At 69.1% G+C, this 15,529-nt stretch carries 7 protein-coding genes; all 7 read right to left on the reverse strand.

Annotation, left to right across the window (positions count from 1 at the left end; genetic code table 11):
- Positions 1-3: 3 nt before the first annotated feature.
- The 7 genes from OK351_RS03395 to OK351_RS03425 are packed head-to-tail and all read right to left on the reverse strand — an operon-like array spanning position 4 to position 15,521.
- Positions 4-3,729 (reverse strand): DNA/RNA non-specific endonuclease, encoded by a 3,726-nt coding sequence (locus OK351_RS03395; RefSeq protein ID WP_265155946.1) that lies wholly within the window; start codon positions 3,727-3,729, stop codon positions 4-6.
- Positions 3,726-5,759, reverse strand: a complete 2,034-nt coding sequence (locus OK351_RS03400) for an ATP-binding protein (RefSeq protein WP_265155947.1) — start codon at positions 5,757-5,759, stop codon at positions 3,726-3,728. The genes OK351_RS03395 and OK351_RS03400 overlap by 4 nt, the downstream gene beginning before the upstream one ends.
- Positions 5,756-7,276: a hypothetical protein gene (locus OK351_RS03405; protein ID WP_265155948.1), complete on the reverse strand. Its 1,521-nt coding sequence runs from the start codon at positions 7,274-7,276 to the stop codon at positions 5,756-5,758. Before OK351_RS03405 ends, OK351_RS03400 begins: the two co-directional genes overlap by 4 nt.
- 37 nt (positions 7,277-7,313) lie before the next feature.
- A complete protein-coding gene (locus OK351_RS03410) occupies positions 7,314-8,384 on the reverse strand; it encodes a hypothetical protein (RefSeq protein WP_265155949.1) in 1,071 nt (356 codons plus the stop codon).
- Between the two features lie 9 nt (positions 8,385-8,393).
- Positions 8,394-11,114, reverse strand: a complete 2,721-nt coding sequence (locus tag OK351_RS03415) for a hypothetical protein (protein ID WP_265155950.1) — start codon at positions 11,112-11,114, stop codon at positions 8,394-8,396.
- Positions 11,108-13,126: a phage tail protein gene (locus OK351_RS03420; protein ID WP_265155951.1), complete on the reverse strand. Its 2,019-nt coding sequence runs from the start codon at positions 13,124-13,126 to the stop codon at positions 11,108-11,110. Before OK351_RS03420 ends, OK351_RS03415 begins: the two co-directional genes overlap by 7 nt.
- Positions 13,119-15,521 (reverse strand): putative baseplate assembly protein, encoded by a 2,403-nt coding sequence (locus tag OK351_RS03425; RefSeq protein WP_265155952.1) that lies wholly within the window; start codon positions 15,519-15,521, stop codon positions 13,119-13,121. Before OK351_RS03425 ends, OK351_RS03420 begins: the two co-directional genes overlap by 8 nt.
- Positions 15,522-15,529 lie beyond the last annotated feature (8 nt).

Here is a 15,529-nt window from a genome sequence, read left to right on the forward strand (position 1 = left end):
AAGCTACAATTTGGCCAGTTCGGCCATGATGAAATCCCAATGGCCCACAGCCATGGTGAGCAGGCGTTTCTCCGTTGGATCCGAGAGATGCACCGTACTTCCATCGTAATTGGCCGCCGTCTGCCGGTAGGCACGCTGCAGGACCAACGCGGTGGACGGGCCGATCGTGGGAGCCTTTTCCAGGTGTTTCCTGAGCTTGTCCCAGCTCTTGTGTACCTTCAGCATGTCGCCCAGGTTGTCCCTGATGTTCTGCGGGAACGCGTTGGCATCACCGGCCTGGACCAGGACGGTGGCATCCCGATCCGCATCCCGTACCTCGCGGCGGCTTTGTTCGGCCAGGCTGTGGGCCGGGGTGGTGGTATCCGATTCTCCGGTGATCTCGGCCCGCGCATCGAAGGTTGAGGCGATGGTGGCGGTGATGGTCCGCCAGGGGTTCAGATCCAGGTCAAGGATCTGGGCCTTGGCGGTCAGTGTGGCATTGATGTATTTCTCCCCGCTGGTTGCCGAGGTCTGGACGCCGCTGTAGTTCCCGACACGCACCTCGTAGCAGACCCAGTAGCGCTGGGTGTTCACCCAATCCTTCACCGCCGTCTCGATCCGGGTGTTGTGCAAGGCGTTCGCGCTCCTGGTGATGGGAAACAGGTTCTTGTTCTCCCCGGGACCACCCAGATTCTCGTTGAGCAGGTGCCCGCGGATGTATTGGCTTCCCAACAGGTCCATGACCTCCTGCTTGCCCGAGGGAGGGGTGCCCATGGGGTGGTCGGGGCCCAGCGGGTTGGCGACCATTTCGGTACCCACCACTCCGCCGCCGACGTTGCTGTCCACCGAGAACCTCACATTGGTGACGTGGTTGTCACCGGCCGCGTCAAGGATCCCGGTACCACGCAGCGGTTCCTTCAGCGTGGTCCGGTGCAGTTCGGGATTGATCCTGGCCACGATGTCGAACCCGGACTCGAAATTTCCCTCGTATCCCAGGCTGGCGAGCCGGAAGCGGTTCTTGATCCGCGGGAAATAGCCCTCCAGCTCGTCGCTGGCCGCGGATGCGGCGATGGCCAGGTCGAGGGTCTTGCCCGCCGCTTCGAGGTCTTCGTGCATCTGGTGTGTTGTCCGTTCGGCGGGCACCGGGGGCTCATCCAGTGTGGCCAGCGTGATGGGTCCGGCGAATCGGGGTTGGTCGGTGTTGGGCAGCTGTTCCTCGGGCAGCGCGGCGGGCAGGGTGTCATCCGTTGCCGCCGCCTGGGCGACCGGGTTGTTGGCATCGGGGGCATCCGGCGGGGTGCCCGGCGAGCCATCCGGCCCGGTCTCGGCGGGGGCCTCCGGCTGGGTGCTCTCGCCATCGGGCGTGCCCGCGCCTGCACCCGGCGGTGGGCCACTGCCCTGCGGCGGGCGCGGGGGCGCGGCCGGTGCCGCCTCGCCCTGTTGGGCTTGGGCGGCCAACTCCGGTGGAACCGCTGCCGCCCGTTGTTCGCGTAGCGCCCCCTGCCATTCTGCCTTGTTCTCCAGGGCTTCACGGGCCCCGGACGGGGCGGGGCCATCCTCGGGCATGGCCGACTGGATCAACGAGGAGGAGTCGATGTCGGAGGAGGAGAACTCCAGCTCGGGTGGTTCGGGCCGGCCGAAGATGTAGTTCATCCGGGCCTGCAGGGCCAGATCCGGGCCAATCGGCATGGTGACCGAAGCCAGTTCCCAGGTGTTGTCCCACACGGTGATCCATAGCGCCTCGATCTCCGCCCAGGCGTTCAGGCTCAGTTTCAGCCGGGCCCCGGCCGCCAGGGTGGCCACCCCGGAAATGGACCATTGGCCGTCCCGGTAGGCCAGTTCCGGGATCACGCTGATCGCCCCGTAGATCCCGGCGGTGCCCATGGCCTCGATGCCGCCGGTCAGCGACCCGAGGAGCACATCCACTCCCAGCCCGGCACCGAACGCCACATAGCCTTCGACGAAAGCGGGAATGAACAGCTCTCCGGAGAGAACGAAACTCGGGTCTGCTTCGGTGGAGCCGATGGTGTACGAACCGGTGACGGTGATGTTGCGGAACACGCCGGGGCCGATGCCGGCGCGCACCCCGGCCCGGATGCGGATGACCGCGACCAGCATGGCCCACAGCGGGATGTTCTGCGAGTGGGAGAACAGTTCCTTCTCGGTGCGCTTCTCGCCGAAGAGTTCAATCGGCTCGGTGACCTCGATGGTGCCCGAGACGTCCACCCCGCCCTCGGGCAGGATCGTGGCGGTGAGCGTACCGGCCAGGTTGGGCAGCAACTGCGCGGTGACCCGTCCGCTGCCGCCCAATTGGAGGGTGCCGTCCTCGGTTTGGGTGACGGTGACGGTGATGGTGCCCGACAGCTTGCCGTCATCGGCCGAGTAGTTCAGGGTTGTTGAGCCGCTCCAGAGATCCTGCGAGTATTCGATGTGCACCGCACCGGACAGACCCGGAACCAGCCCCGGGTCGATCGCGGCATCAGCCGACCCGGTCAGCGCGCCGTCCACGTAGTTGACGGTGACATTCACCGCCTCGGTGCCCGGGACGCTCAAGCGCACCTGGGCACCCAGGGACAGGACACCCTGCTCGTACCCGGCTTGCAGCTGTCCTTCCCCGGCCGGGCCCAGGGTGATGCCCACCTGTCCGCGGAAACCCAGTTGCCCGTCCTCGGCCAGGGTGATGGTGATCTGCCCATTGCGCAGCGGCAAGCCCTCGGGGAAATCCCGGGCCCCCAGCCGCAGCCTCCCGCTGACCTGGGAATCGTTGACCCGCACCTGGCCGGTGACCTCATTCATCCCCGGGATCGCCAGCACCAGGGTACCGCGGCCGGACAAGGAACGGGCACGCCGGGAGAGGGCCAGGGAGGCCACCTGCACCCGGCCGACACCCGCGTAGCTGGCGGCGAAGTCCGTGATCGACAACGAGGGTTCCTGGTTGCGGTAGCCCAGCAGGATGCTCCCGGCTTCCAACACCAGTCCCGGTAACGGCGAGGTGGCGGCACCGGCCTGAAGCTGCAGTTCGCCAGTGAGGTTGCCCTCGGCATCCGCCGCCAGCACGGCGGTCACAGCGTCCAGGAACGGCGGGGTCAGGCTCACGGTCCCTGAACCGGTAAACACGCCCCCGGCGCCGAACCCGATGTCCGCGCTCGCCGTCCCCAGCCTGGGGTAGGCCACATCGGCGTGGAGCATGCCGCTGAAGCGGCCCGCCACGAGTTCGAGTCGACCCGAGCCGGTGACCGTGGCACGCCAGGCCCGGGGGACCAGGGTGAGCGCGCTGAAATCCACGGAGCCGGTCAGCTGCCCGGTGTCATCCAGCCCCAGTTCCAGTTGCGGATTGCCCACCGCGGGAACTGCGAGCCGGGTCCTGAGCCGTCCATGGATTCGGGCGCTCCCGTCTGGCCTGACGCGAATCCTCAGTTCGGTGGCCGGCAGGAAGGGGACCACCAGGTTGCCGTGCAACTCGTACAGGTCACGGACCTTGCGCAGCGTGGACAGCCTGACCCCGGGGAGCGGCTGCGGGAGCGCCGACAGATCGACCTCGCGTCGGGCGAGCTGTTCGACACCCAGCCGCAGTCCGGAGCCCAGTTTGGCAACAAACGACCCGTCCTCCAGTAACCCGTACACGGTGCCGGCGGCACCGGTGTCGGTGGCCGGGGTGGGCGCCGTGGTGGTGCCGGGTGTCGGGGCCGGCGCCGGTGGTAAAGGCGCGTGGACCGGTGGGGTGCCGGTGCCCTGCTCGCCAGCCATCATGCCCCCTTTCCGGTGCGCGAATGGGTGTAGTGCTCGCCGAAATCGGTGCGCCTGATCGGCTTGCCCGCCTTGGCCAGTTCCCGGGCGATCGAGGCCATCAGCAGGTCCATGGTGATCACCGCCCCGTCGGCGGCCGCCAGGTGGGCAGCGGCCAGGACACAGTTGCGGATTTCCCCGCCGGTCAGTTCGAAGCGTTCGGCCAGCAGGTCGAAGTCGATCCGTTCATCCAACGGGGCCAGCCCTTGGTTCAGGCGTTGCCAGATCCGCTTTCGGGCCGCCTGGGACGGGGCCGGGAAATCCACGACGAGGTCGAGCCGTCGGACGAAGGCCTCGTCGATGTTCTGGTGCAGGTTGGAGGCCAGGATGCAGATCCCGGCGTGGCGCTCGATCCGCTGGAGCAGGTAGGCGGTTTCCAGGTTCGCATAGCGGTCATGGGCGTCGTGTACCTCCGAGCGTTTGCCGAAGATCGCGTCGGCCTCGTCGAAGAAGAGCACCACATCACTGCCGTCGGCGGCATCGAACAGCCTGTCCAGGTTCTTCTCGGTTTCGCCGATGTACTTGGAGACCAGCCCGGCCAGGTTCACCCGGAAGACCGGCAACCCCAGCGCGTCGCCCACCGCCGCGGCGGCCATGGTCTTGCCGGTGCCGGAGGGACCCTTGAACAGCGCGGTGGTGCCGCTGCCGCGTCCGAAGACCTGGCCGAACCTCCACTGTTCGCGCACCACCTGTGCGGTGCCATGCCAGGTGGCCAACTCGACCAGCGCCTGGCGGGTGCGTGGGGGCAGGACCAGGTCATCCATGGTGTATCCGACGGTGAGCTGATCGGCGAGCTTGGCCAAAGGTTGGCCCAGCCGTTGGCGCAGCGCGGCGCGCAGTTGGGCCTCGTCCCGGTGGGTTTGAAGCAGCAGTCCGAGCACCAGCGGGTCGAGCCGTTGCAGGCGTGAGAGCCAACCGCGCAACGGCTCGCTGCCGTGCGGGTAGGCGGCCAACAACAGGTCCACCGCCTCGGCGCGGGTCAGGGTGGTGCCCGGCAGCGGATCGCAACGCAGCTGGGCATCCTGCCATGCGGCGGGACTCTGAGCCAGGATCAACACTGGGGGGCGAAGCAGACCCGCGATCCGGGTACGAAGCGCCGGTGGCAAGGTGTCGAAACCCCGCAGGACCGGCAGCAGCCGGTTCAACGTGGCCTCGCGCAGGGCCGAGCGCAGCCACGGCAGCATCTCGGCGGGCTGCGAGGTGAACTGTTCGGGTTCCAGCAGCAGCAGCCCGTCAGCCAGCGCCTGGGCGGCCTGCAGGGCGGTCAGCGCCCCGGAGCCGTCGGGGGTGTCGGCGGCCAACCAGATGCCAGCTGCCGGCGGCGGGGAACCTGTGGTGCCGGCCGCCAGCGGCAGCGGAATTCCCCCAGCGGCCGGGGGGAACCCGTGGCCAGGCAGCCCGAGCAGTCGATCGAGCAGGAGCTCATCGAGCCTGATCGGGGCCTGGATCCAGGGACGTTCGGTGCCGACCTGGAGTGCCCCGCAGCGACCCAGCGCACTATCCTCGCCCAGCTGTGCCCGGATCGAACCGAGCGTTGCCCCGCGGTGTTCGAGCACCCGGCAGGCCAGTTCCGGGGTCAGGTACCGGCGGGCCATGTCATTGTTCAGGTAGCCGTACACCGTGCCGAAGCGGGCGTCCAGCGCCGGCGCGCAGGCCAGCAGCAGCAGATCGCTCGCCTGGTCGTCCAAGCCCAGGTGCTGCGCCAGGGTGCAAAAAGGGTCTGAGCTCGCGGTGCGGCGCGCGGCATCAAGCTGTGCCTCAAGCCCGGCAAGGGTGGCTGCACAGGCCGCGGTACCCGAGACGCGCAGGCGACCGCTGGCTTCGGCCAGTAGCGCCTCGGCCTCGTCGGCGGATAGCAGCAGGCCCATGAAGCCCTCCGTATGCCCGTCGCCGCGCAGCGTCCGGGCCAGGGCGACCTCATGGCGCAATGCCAGGGCCAGTACGCGCAGTGCCTGGCCGAGCCAGTCGGCGGTGGAACCCGGGGCCTCTTTCATGGGCGCAGCCCACCCAGGATCAGCTGCAATCGGCGCCCGGCCAACCACGGGATGGGTAATTGCGGCCCCTGCAGCCCACCCATGGCCAGCACCACGGCCAGGTCCGGGCCGACAAGTTCCACCGTCGCCTCGTGGTCGGTCAGCCTCAGCGTCCCGGGGACCGCCAGGAACTGCCGGCGCAGGTAGTCGGCGGAACTGTGGCGCAGGCCCGGTAGCCCGGAAGCGAACAACGCCAGCAGCAACCCGGACCAGCCACCGGCACCGGGCAGCCCGGCTACCGCCCGTGCGTCGGGGTGGACCCGCTCGACCAGCCGGGCGGGGATCGGCGGCCACGGGCTGGCCGGCTGCCTCGGATCGGCGGGGATGAGCGCGGTGAGCAACGGGTCGCTGCCGGCCGTATTCCGGTCCCCGGGCTCCAGGGTTCCCACCACCAGCTGGTTCAATTGCCGGGTATCGAGTAGTTCGTGGAAGCCGTGGCCGACCAGGCTCGGAAGCAGCAGGGCGCAGCCGGCACGGGGTGAGGTCCAGGTCGGCGGGCCAGGTAGGGGTGCGTGCGCTGGTGCGCTATCGGACTGGCTGCCGTGGGTGTGTTGGTCGCGCACCTGACGTAGCTGGCGTTGCAGCAGCTGGCGCAACGCCGGCGTGGACCCGGCCCTGCGAAGGGCTTGCCGAAACGCTGCCGGCAGGTCGCCGATCCGGTGCAGGTACCGGTCGACAGGATCCACCGGTGGATCGGGGCTGGCCGTGGGGAGTGGGGGATCCCGGGTCAACAAGGCCGCCAGCGCCACCACCGCCATCACCGCGGGCAGCAGATCCGCCGGTGCGCAGGGGACGGTAGAGGGCTGGCGTGCCAGGACACCGAAGAGCAGTTCGAGGGTGTGACGGGCCAGGACCCCGGGTGCGGTGCCCGTGATCCGCAGGGTCAATTGCCCGGGCAGCAGATGCGGCACCGCCAGGGTTCCTGCCGGTTCCCGCAGCAGCTCGGCCAGCAACTGGCGGCAATCCTCTCCAGCCAGCAGGGACAGCGTCCTGGCCCGTGGATCCTCTGCCGCAAGGACCCTGAGCAGGCCCGGATCCGAGCCCACCAGGTGGGTCAGTACCTGGGCCGGCGTCAGTTCATCCAAAGCGGCGAACTCCTCGAAACACCATGCGGGAAACCGGCGCTCACCCCACCGGTATCGGACATAGTGTGCCAGGTAGCTTTCCCGCGTCGGCCAGGCGACGAGCATCGGTGTGTGCAGTGCCAGGGCCTGGTCCACACCCCGGGTGATTGCCTCGGCGAGCAGGGTTGCCAGGTGGGCCGGGTCCGCGGTCCCGGCCGCCGAAACAGCCAGGGACAGCGACTTGATCCGGATGACGCCGTGGTGTGGGTCGAGTATGGGCTCGAGCATGCCCGGCAGCAGGGTCAGCAGCCCGGAGTTCAGGGAATCACCCAGGGCATGCGGTAGCGTCCGCCCGGTGCCGACGGTGAGCAACTGCGTGTCCAGCAGGCCGATGCGGACCCGGTGCTCTTCCATGGACTTCACCTACCTTCCGTGCGTCCCGATCCGTGGGCTAGAACTTGACCTGTCGGTGAATCCAGTGCAGTTCCTTGACTGCGGTATCGACTTCGGCCGGTGTGATCCGCGCAACCCGGGTCAGTAGCCCCGGATCGGATTCCAGGAAGCTGGCCGGTCCCTGGACTCCGGCGGTGTCCAACCGTTCCACGGCAGTGGTCCGCTCGAAGGGGTCAGGCAGGTACAAACCCAGAACCGTGGCGGGGCGAGTGCGGGGCGGAAGCCTGTCCAGCCCCAGCCTGCGCATTTCCACCAGCAGGCCATCCCAAACGAGCTCGGGGTCCGGCCTGGGATCCGGGTCAGGGTCGGGCTCTTCCAGTAACGGGCACAGGCACGACTGCAACCAGGCCTGCAGCAGGTGGTTGGGCAGCAGGCTGCGACGGTCGAGCAGGTCCACGGTCACTTCCTCGCCGTCGGGGACCAGCCGCCCGAGAACCAACAGATCCGCTCCGTCCGCCAGGGGTTCGGGCAGCGGCACGGGGGACGGGGGATCGGCACAGAGGAACCTCGACAGGTCGGCACACTGCTGGGCCACGGCGCGGTGGGTTTCGGGAAGCTCGCACAGGATATACAGCCCCACCTGGTGGCAGAAGCGGGTAGGCTGCGCGGCGTTGGCGGGATGTTCGCAATCCCTGCCGATCACCGCCCGGGGTTCGGCCGGTTGCCCACCGGCACCGACCGCCAGCCAGAGCGGACCCAGCTCGGCTTCGGGGCGCACCTTATCCCCGGCAGGCAAGTCGCAGGCCCCGGAGACCTCCCCGCAATGTCTGGCCAGCTCGCTGGCAGAGGGCATCGGGATGCTCAGGGGAGTGGGCAGGTACAGTTCGCCGCCGCCGGGCAGCACCCCGTACCCCGGGGAAATCACCAGGTCACCATCGGCCTGCAGGGGCAGCAGACCGGCGACCACACCCCAGCCATGAAGCATGGTGCGAAGCCGGGCGAACTCGGCATCCCGGGCGGTTTGCCCCAAGGCCAGGTCCTCGGCCTTCAGGACCTGGCCGTCGGCGTACAACGGGGTGCTCACGGTGTTATGGGTACGGGCCGCCGGCGTGTAGTCGTTGGTTTCCATGGCCGGGTCCTAGAGATCAGCCGGCACGGTGAACCAGGAACGGAAGCTGCCGCCCGGACCACCGCCGCCGGTGGGCAGCGTCCCGCCCAGGTGGGCGCCGGCGACCGCGCGCCCGTGGTCGTCGAGAAGGAAATCGGCGTAGAATTCCACGCGCAACAGCTCACCGGGCTCGAAGTTCACATCGTTGGCCAGCAGGGCCAACCCCGGGCTGTGCTCGTTGTCCCGGTCAATCTCCCAGTCCAGCAGCAGCGTCCCGTCGATTTCCAGGTCCGGGGCCAATGGCACGGGCTCAACCCGATCGATATTGGCCCACACATAGTTGGAATGATCGATGGCGACACGGCGTTGCAGGTAGGCAATCGTATTGCGCTGCAGGCGCGCCTCACGGATCAGTGGCCCGGCGTCCACCGGCGACTCGAACGCCAGGGCGATGCCCATCTGGTGCATGTCCTCGAAGAAATTCCCGAAGTGCGGCACATACGCTTCCCCGTGGACCCAGCTGGCCGCGATGATCGGATTCGCCGGGGTTTGCCCCGTGCCACGCGGTGCGGGCAGATCGATGTCCAGGATCCTCAGCCGGTCCCTGACCACGATCGCCACCCTCGGGTCGGTCAGCTCCTCATGGTAGTCCAGGGTCACCCCGTCGATACCGAGCCCGTCGGCTCCATCCCGGCCGTCGGCTCCGTCCCGGCCGTCGGCTCCGTCCTGGCCGTCGGCCCCGTCACGGCCGGGATCGCCGCGTGGTCCGGGAGGACCCACATCGATTCCGCGGCGCAGCATGCAGTTGACGATTTCCCGCAACGTCGCCGCGGAGGGAACCAGTGTGCGGTAGCCGAAGTTGTCGATGGGCACCTGGCCGGGTTGGGCCGTGTCGGCATCGGCCATGACAGGTTGCTCAGCGGCCGGGTAGTTGGCCAGGTGGCCCAGGATGATCGAGAGCCCCGGCTCCGGGGATGGCTCGCCGCACCCGCAGCCATTGGATGCACCCCGGCAACCGGGGCAGCCATCGAGCTGCCGGTCCAGGTGGATCGAGCAGTCATCCTCGTGGATCTCGATCACCGCCACCAGCCCGCGGTCCGGGGGCTGCTCCACGTCCGCATCCCCGGCAGCCAGGTACAACCGGGACCCGTGGGCGGTCAACTCCAGGCTGCGCCCGTCCCCGTCGATGCGGATCGCATCGGCCGAGGGTTGCACCTCATCCGGTTCGGCCGGTTCCACCGCCTTGACCCGTTCCAGGTCCACCGTGGTCAACCGGGTGATTCCGGTCGGGTCGCGGAGCAGTAGGTAGGCGCGCGTCTCGGTGGGCGCGATACGCAGGTCCCGCGGCGTGCCCGCCAGCCGGACCCCGTGTCCGCTGCGTTCGAGTTCGGTGCCCTCCCCGGTCCGCGCATAGCGGTGCAATTCCATGGCCGGTTGTGCCTCGGCCTCGGTGGTGGACAGCGCATAAAGGTAGGAATCATCCAGGCTCCAGTCCAGGGCGACCACGCTGGTGCCCGCCTCAATCGCGGTGGCCACGGCAAGCTGCTGGGTGAGGCCTCCGGCGTTCAGGGCCGAGACATCCACCAGGTAACAGCGCTGTTCGCCCTCGGTGGCCGGGGCGGCAAGGGCCAGGAACCGCCCGTCGTGGCTGAAACGCAGCATACCGGCGCCACGTGCCGCGGCACTGTGCTCATCCCCGAAACCGTGGTCGAAGTCCATGGTGCCGATCGGTGCCGGGGCGTCCTCGGGGGCACCGCCGGCAGCCAGCCATTCGATCAGCTGGTCCGGTGCCCAGGAACTGAGCCGTGCGCTGTCCTCGTTGATCAGTTCCAGGACGCACAGCACCCCGCTGCCGGGTGAGACGGCCAGCCGGATCAGCGGTGCCTGCAGGGCGAGCAGCCCGGCGCGTGCACCGTCGGCACGGACCGTGTCCGCATGCCAGAAACCGATCCCTCCGGCCGACCCCTCGGGCAGTCCCGCAGGATCCTGCCCGGCGGCCAGCAGCAGCCGGGCTTCGCGGATCGAGGCGGTGTCGCTGAGTTGCCCGGGAGCTTCCAGCAACGCCTTCAGGTCCCCGGTGGGTTCGGCATGCAGGTACAGGTGCGAGCCGCCGGTGTGGGCATCGGCCCCCAGCTGCAGCCAGTTCTCGGACTCGTTGGCATGCAGGGCCCGGGGAAGCTGGGCACCGAGGGTGATGGTGTGCACCCAGGACAGCCGGGCCACCGCCGGGTTGTCGTCGGGAACCAGGTCGCCAGGATCCACCGCGCGCAACACCGGGCGGTAGCGTTCGGCAATGCGCCCGTAATCGGTGTTTTCCCCTTCGGAGGTGCAGCCGGGAAGGATCGCCGGGACGGGTTCCACCCCCGCATCGCAGGCCTGAAGCCCCACCACCAGATGCCGGGTGCCATCCAGCCGGGCGGCCAGGTCCGCATCCGCGGCCAGCATCCCGGCCACCGGGATCAGGGTTCTTTCGGGCACCACGATTTCCCGGCCGCAGCAGTCCAGCCCCATACCCGGTTCCAGGACCAGGAACTCGCGCCGGCAGTCTTCCGCCGGATGCTGGATCAGCTTCAGCCCGCAGACCGTGCCGGTGCCGTGCAGCAGCGAATTGTGCAGGTGGCGGTGGCCGCGATGGTAGTCCTGCTCGTTGCCGAAGTCCCGGTCGGTGAGGAACTTGCCCGGGAAGTAGTTGTTGCGGGTGAGTTCGTGCAGGCCGCAGGGCAGGCAGGAACCGTTCGGTTCGTTCAACATGATGTACTCCTAGCAGGCAAGAAACCGTGTTGTTCTCCCGGGGCGGTGGCCGCATCGATGCCCAGCTGCCCGGTGCCCAGGTTTCCGTCGGGGACACCGCCGAGCAGTGTATCGACGCCGACGCTGGATTGCGCCCCGATCACCACCCCCGGGTGGATATAGCGCACCCTGGCACGCACATGCGCCGGAAGGTGGGCGGCCAACAGGCCCCGGATCCGTTGCCGGTCCGTCTCGGCAGGTGCCGCACAGGCAGGCAGCACGATGGTGCACTGGTGCGGTGCACCCGGATCCTCCAGGGCGCTGCCGCCCACCGGTGGCACCGCCTCGGCCGGGACCCGGAAGTGTTCGATGACCGCCGGCCAGGGTTCGGGCAGTGCGGTATGCCAGCGCAGCAGCCGGCGGATCCCGGGCACCGTGCCGCGTTCGGTGCGGTACGCCATCGCTTCGCCGATGACCCGGCGACGGGTGGGCTCATCCCAGGTCACATCGAAGTCCAGGCCGAACCAGCTGCCCAGCCAGTCCAGGGCGGCGCCGGCCGGGGCACTGCGCGCATCAAGCAGCTCCGCGACGTTGCGGTGCGTGGCCTCCACCTCGGCGAACACGGTGTCGAAGTAGGACAGGAAGCGGTCCAGGAAGTCGGCGCTGTCCGGCTCCTGCCGGTAGCCGGGGGGTAGCATGGCCAGCGAGCTGTGCCGCGGGGCGTGCACGTCGAGTCGACGCAGCGTCGGGGTGAGCGAGCCGGTGCCGCGCAGCTCGATCTCGATCCACAGGTTCGCGCCGGGCCGGCTGTGCACCAGCAGTTCCGTGGGTTGGCCGCTACCCAGCGCCATGGGCTGGCTCCAGCTGGCGCCCGCCTCATCCAGGGATTCCGGCTCCAGGGGGCTGTCCGAGCTGAGGGTGCTGACCAGGATTTCGGTGCCCTGCGGGATCCGGGCATCCAGGACCAATCGATCCCAGGCGAAGCCCGGTGCCTGGCCCGCAAGCGGTCCCAGCCGCAACCGTCCGGCCTGCGGTAGGCGCATGGTGCGGGCCACCGCCAACAACGCCAGCCCGGTTCCGGTATGCCTGCCGGTGCGGTCCACCACCAGCTGCCCGAAGCGCAGCGGCTGGTGTCCGGGCCAGGCCGGGTCCGGCCAGGACAGTGCCCCGGTGGCGTCCCGCTGCAACGCCGGGGGAACCAGGGGCGGCAGCGGGGTGTGCCCGGGCAGCATCCGTCCGCGGGAATCGAGCAACACCATTCGCTTTCCGTCGAGCACCGCCAGGACCGGCCGGGCAGGGTGGGAACCTGCCTGGCAGCCGCAGTCCGTGCAGGTGGCGGGCGGAGCGCAGGCCGGGGCGACGGCGGCCAGCTGCCACGGGTCACCCAGGACCGTATCCGGGTGCGGGAAACCGGGGTCATGACGCCACCGGGAATCGAAACGGTGCACGGTGTGGTGCCGTGCATCAGCCACATGGCAGGCACCGGCGGCATCAACCGCCAGGGCCACCGGCCGCCAGCCGGGCAGCGTGATCACCGCCCGCACTGCGGCCCGCGGCCACGCCAGCACCAGCAGCCTGCCGGCAGCCGCATCGGCGATGACCAGGTCCCCGCCGGGGGTGAACGCCAGATCCAGCGGTTCGAGCAGGGTGTAGGGGTCGGTGGGCGGATGCGTCGGCTCGTCCAGCCCGGCACCGGGTTCCACCGGCAGCGGACGCGCCGGCCACAGATCCGTGAAGTCCGCTTCGGGTGGCTCGGCCCCGGGAACCGGCTGGCGATGGATCCCGATGGTACGCCGGGCCAGGTCGGCCACCAGCAGCTCACCGGTCGGAGAAATGGCGGTGCCGCGCACCAGGGTGGCGCCACCGAAGCTGCCCCGTTCCTCGGAAAGCGGGATGCGCCGGGCACCGGGGTATCCAAGGGTTACGCCTTCGCCGCGCAGCTGAAGGGCGGTGGATCCGAGCAGCGGCTTCCAGCCGCTGCTGCCGCCCAGCCGCAGGTAGGGCAGCGTCGTGCGACGTACCGGGCTACTCATAACCGCTCACCACCTCGATGGCGCTGCGCCCCAGTAGCGGCAGGTGACCCGCGGCCAGGGGAAGCACGTCCGGGAGAACCGGGGTGGTGTCGGCCAGCTCGACGACCAGCTCACGGGCCCGGTGGATCCCCGGCACGGCGAGCATCACGTCGAAAAGGTCCGAGTAGAGGATGTCGTAGCCGAAGGGCCATCCGGTGCCGGCCGGTCCGCCGCGCAAGGGGTGCAGGAAGTCCAGCAGCGCGGTATACAGGTCCTCGATGACCCGGGCCTGTTCGTGCCCGGGGCGGATGCCCACACGCACCGACAGGCGGGTGACCGGGGTATAGCTCGGTCCGGTGAAGTGCAGCTCGGTGGTCACCAGGCGGTGCGGTTCCAGCCAGGCGCACAGGGCACGCAGCGCTTCGGCATCGGGTTGCGGGGCCGGTTCGGGGGAGTCGGGCAACACCACCACGGTGATGGCCCCGTCCTTTTCCACGAAGCTTCCCGGCGGATCCGCCGGCGGGCGGCCCGGTACCCGGCGGGCCAGCGTATAGGCGCTATGGAAATTCTGGCCGGGGGTGCGCAGCGCCAAATCCGCGAAGTCCTCGGCGGTGTTCGCCAACCCGCCGATCCGCAGCAGCTGCGGGGCCCGGTGGATCAGCTGCTCAAGGGTTTCACCCGGCGCGCCACCCCGGGAGGCCCGCAGATTGCCGGCCGCCTGGATATTGCGGATCCTGCCCTTGATCTTGCTGATGGTCTCTGCCGGGACATTGCCCAGCGCCCCGCCTCCGGTGCGCCAGCGGGTGGCGATGACCTGCAACCCGGCCTCGGGAACCAACCCGCGCTCGCCGTCCCCGAAGGTGATGGTCCCGGTGGCGGCATCGAGGACCGCATGCCGATCCTCAGGCCCGGAGAGGGTGAAGTCCGGTTGAATCCGCCAGCTTAGCCGCTCGGTGCCGGATGCCAGCTCCAGTTCCAGTTCGGGTGTCCCGGTTCGCGCATCGACCAAGACCGGGGTTCGCGGCAGGACCAGTTGTTGCCCCGGCCTGCCGGTGGTGCGTCCCAGGTTGTCATCCAACCGGGTGACCGCCTGGGTGGCGGGCACGGTGTTCAGGTGCAAGCCGGCCAACGGCACCGGTGGCGCATCGACCAGCGTCCAGGGGCGCACCGGCAGGGCACGGAACCAGTACAGGTCGCGCAGTTTCCCGTCATGCAGCGGCAGCGGCACCTCGAAGGATTCGGAGAGCGCGACCCACTCGGCGTGCGTCAGCACCGTGGGATCCACGGTATTCGGTGGCAGGGCCGTGAGTTTGTCCTCGACGTCCGTGGGTGTCTGCCCGCAGGCTGCCAGGGCGAGGGTGTCCTCGGCATCGGCCACCCCCAGGCGCTGCCATTTGTCGGCCAGGCCCTGCAGAACCCCGGGCTCGGACAGGATGTCCAGCAATCCTCCCAGGTCCCCCGGTGGCCGGGTGGCTCCCATCGAGTCCCAGAATTCCTCGGGCAGCAAGGCCGGGTTCAGTGAGGTGGCACCGGCCGGTACCTCCAGGACCAGGTGCCCGGAGCGGGCGAAGTCCCCCGAATCGTCGTGGGAGAGGGCGACATCCTGCCAGTTGTGCGAGTCCGGATCCCCGAATTCCGCCGCTGCGGGGATGCCCCCGGTGTACACCTGCCAGCGCAGGTGCCCGGCCGTGATGTCCGTCCCGGGGCGCGGGCACGTGTGGGTGGCCCGTTCCGGCAGGGTCAGCGGATCGGCCGGATCCGGATCGTTGGCCGCCACCGCGTTGACATACAGGTCCAGGGGGCCGGCCGGCAGCCGGTCCAGGGCATAGTCTGCCGATTGCTGGCCTCCGGCCAACAGGGGACGCAGCAGCAGTCCCAGGTAGAGCGGTGTCGGCTGCTGCGGGTCGACGGCCCGGAACCCGGGCAGCCAGGAGAGGTCCTCGGTATACCTGGTGACCATGACGTGGGGGTGTTCGGGCTGGCCGGAGGGCACGAACAGTGCCGCGATCCGCGCGTTCAGGGCCATGAGCGTGCGGTTGGTCTCGAACAGGACCTCGACGGGAAGATCAGGGTCATCCACGGCAAGTTGTGCCCCGGCGGGCACCGGTACCACCAGCGGGTCATCGGGATTGTCCAGTTTGGCGGGGGTGAAACACACCTCGGCGCGTGCCGGAGATGCCGGGCGCAGGTGCACACCCAATAATTTCAGGAACTTCAGGTAGTTCAATTCCGGGACACGGTTCAGCTCGTGCAGGATCGTTTCGGTCATCCACGCATGCAGCTTGACCAGGGTCATACCCGGGTCGCTGTCGTTCAGGTTCGTCCACTCGGGGGTGTACCGCGGGATGCGGGCCCGCGCCTCGGCAACCAGGTCGGCGAAGCTGCGGGTATCCAGTGGCGGGTCAGGCAGGGTCATCTCGCACT

It is taken from the genome of Glutamicibacter sp. MNS18, assembly GCF_026107515.2.
Classification (GTDB): domain Bacteria; phylum Actinomycetota; class Actinomycetes; order Actinomycetales; family Micrococcaceae; genus Glutamicibacter.